Origin of the sequence: Photorhabdus antumapuensis, from assembly GCF_020387775.1 — a bacterium.
Lineage (GTDB): Bacteria > Pseudomonadota > Gammaproteobacteria > Enterobacterales > Enterobacteriaceae > Photorhabdus > Photorhabdus antumapuensis.
Window position 1 is genome coordinate 1 of record NZ_JAHZMK010000068.1, and the last position, 2,325, is coordinate 2,325.

At 57.7% G+C, this 2,325-nt stretch carries 1 pseudogene; it reads left to right on the top strand.

What is annotated here, in order from left to right:
• Window positions 1-2,325 (top strand): annotated as a pseudogene (locus KZ793_RS21070) (S-layer family protein); the annotation flags it as partial.

The following is a 2,325-nucleotide window of genomic DNA, read 5'->3' on the forward strand; positions in this document are numbered from 1 at the left end:
CGCAGCTCGACAATCGTCACGGACAGGTGCAAGCGGTGGGCGACACCACTCTTAATGTTGAAACTCAAACCGATAACACCGGCGGCCTTATCCGTGGCGGCGCACAACTCAGCCTGAACACCGCTCACCTGATTAATCGTGACACGGCGCAGGCGGACAAGGGACTGGAAGCGCACAACCTGACGGTCAACGCCCAACAGGTGGATAACAACCAGGGGGCTTTACGGGCGGCTAACCGCCTGCAAGTGAACATCAGTCAGACTCTGGATAATACCCAGGGGCTGGTCTCCGCAGGCAAACAGCTCACCATCAACCGCGAGACTCAGCAACCGAATCTGAGGATTAACAACCAACAGGGCACCTTGATTGCCGGGAAACAGGTGGATATTAACGCCGAAGCTCTCAGCGGTGACGGCCAACTGTTATCGCAGGGCGATATGGCGGTCACTTTAACCGGGGATTTTCACCATACCGGCAACACGGCGGCCAATGGCAATCTGACCCTGAAAACTACCGGCAATATGCTCAATGACCGCCAGATAAAAGCCGGTCGGGCGCTGCATCTTGACGCCCACAATCTTACCAACAGCGCCGCCGGTGAAATCAGCGCCGGGCAAACGCAAATCAAGGTCCACGATACGCTGAACAATACCGGACTGATTGACGGCGGTCTGACCCATCTCACGGCCAACACCCTGAACAATACCGGCACCGGGCGCCTTTACGGCGACCAGCTTGCCCTCCAGACGGGGACCTTGAATAACAGCGCACAGGACGGCAAAGCCGCCGTGATTGCCGCGCGTGACAGGCTGAATATCGGCACCGGGATACTCAACAACCAGCATCATGCCCAGATTTACAGCGTGGGCGATATGCACATTGGCGGCCAGTTGGACAACAGCCTGACAGCCACCGGTCAGGCCCGTGTGCTCAATAACCACGCCGCGACGATTGAAGCCGGGAACAATTTGACGATTCAGGCCGACCAGATTAACAACACCAACGCTGGTTTGGTGACTCAGGTCGTCGAAACGGAAAAATCGCAACATCACGATGCGGTACTGAGCGGCCAGACCGCCCGTTATGACTGGTCACAGGTGGACACCTCCCGCCACAACACATACGGCGTGCACGATGCCATCATGCCGGACGGCAGCCGCAGTAATGACTTTTACGAATATCAGTACACCCGCACCGTCAAGGAAACCCAGGTCAAACAGAGTGACCCCGGTAAAATTCTGGCCGGCGGTAATATCACGCTCAACAGTGCGCAGGTCACCAATCACGACAGCCAAATTGTTGCCGGTGGTGAGCTGAACGGCGAAATCGGCGAACTGCACAATATAGCGACTCAGGGCGAACGCATCACCATGGATGCCGGCCGCCAGACTCACTGGTATGCGAAAAAGAAACGACTTAAGCCCAGATTCCGCGGCACCAAAACCTCGCAGGGGAAAAGCCGCAGCCATTATGACCCCGCGCCGGTGACAGAAACGATTGACCTGAAAACGCTGGCCTGGCAGGAGCATACCCGTCCGCAGGGCGCCGATATCACGATTACAGACCGACAGACCGGTCAGATACACGCGGCCCCCACGGCGGTCAAATCGGTAACCGAGATAGACGACCGGCCTCCGGCGGAAACGGTCAAAGGACAAACCGTTGACCCAGCGATACGCGTGGTCACCCCTAACACTCGCCTGCCGGATAACAGCCTGTATACCGTGCAACCGGGCAGTGACAGCCACTATCTGGTCGAGACCGACCCGAAATTTACCCAGTACAAACAGTGGCTGGGCTCGGATTATATGCGGCAACAGTTAACGCATGACCCGGCGCGGGTCCACAAACGGTTAGGCGATGGATTCTACGAACAGCGGCTGGTGCGGGACCAAATCACCCAACTGACCGGCCGGCGCTATCTGCCGGGCTACAACGACGACGAAGCGCAGTTTAAAGCACTGATGGATGCCGGTATCGCCTTTGGCCAACAGCAACAGTTAACGCCGGGTGTCGCCTTAAGTCCGGCGCAAATGGCGCTGCTGACCTCTGACATTATCTGGCTGACTAACCAGACTGTGACCCTGCCGGACGGCACAACCGAGGTAGTCACTGTGCCGCAGGTTTATGCGCGCGTCCGTCAGGGCGACCTGAGCAGTGATGGCGCCTTGCTGGCTGGCAATACCGTGGCGCTGAACAGTCAGGGCGATATCACCAACAGCGGCACGATTAGCGGGCGTGACGTCACTCAACTGACCGCCAACAATCTCACCAACAGCGGCTTTATTCGCGGCGGCAAAGTGGATTTGACGGCCCAACAGACGC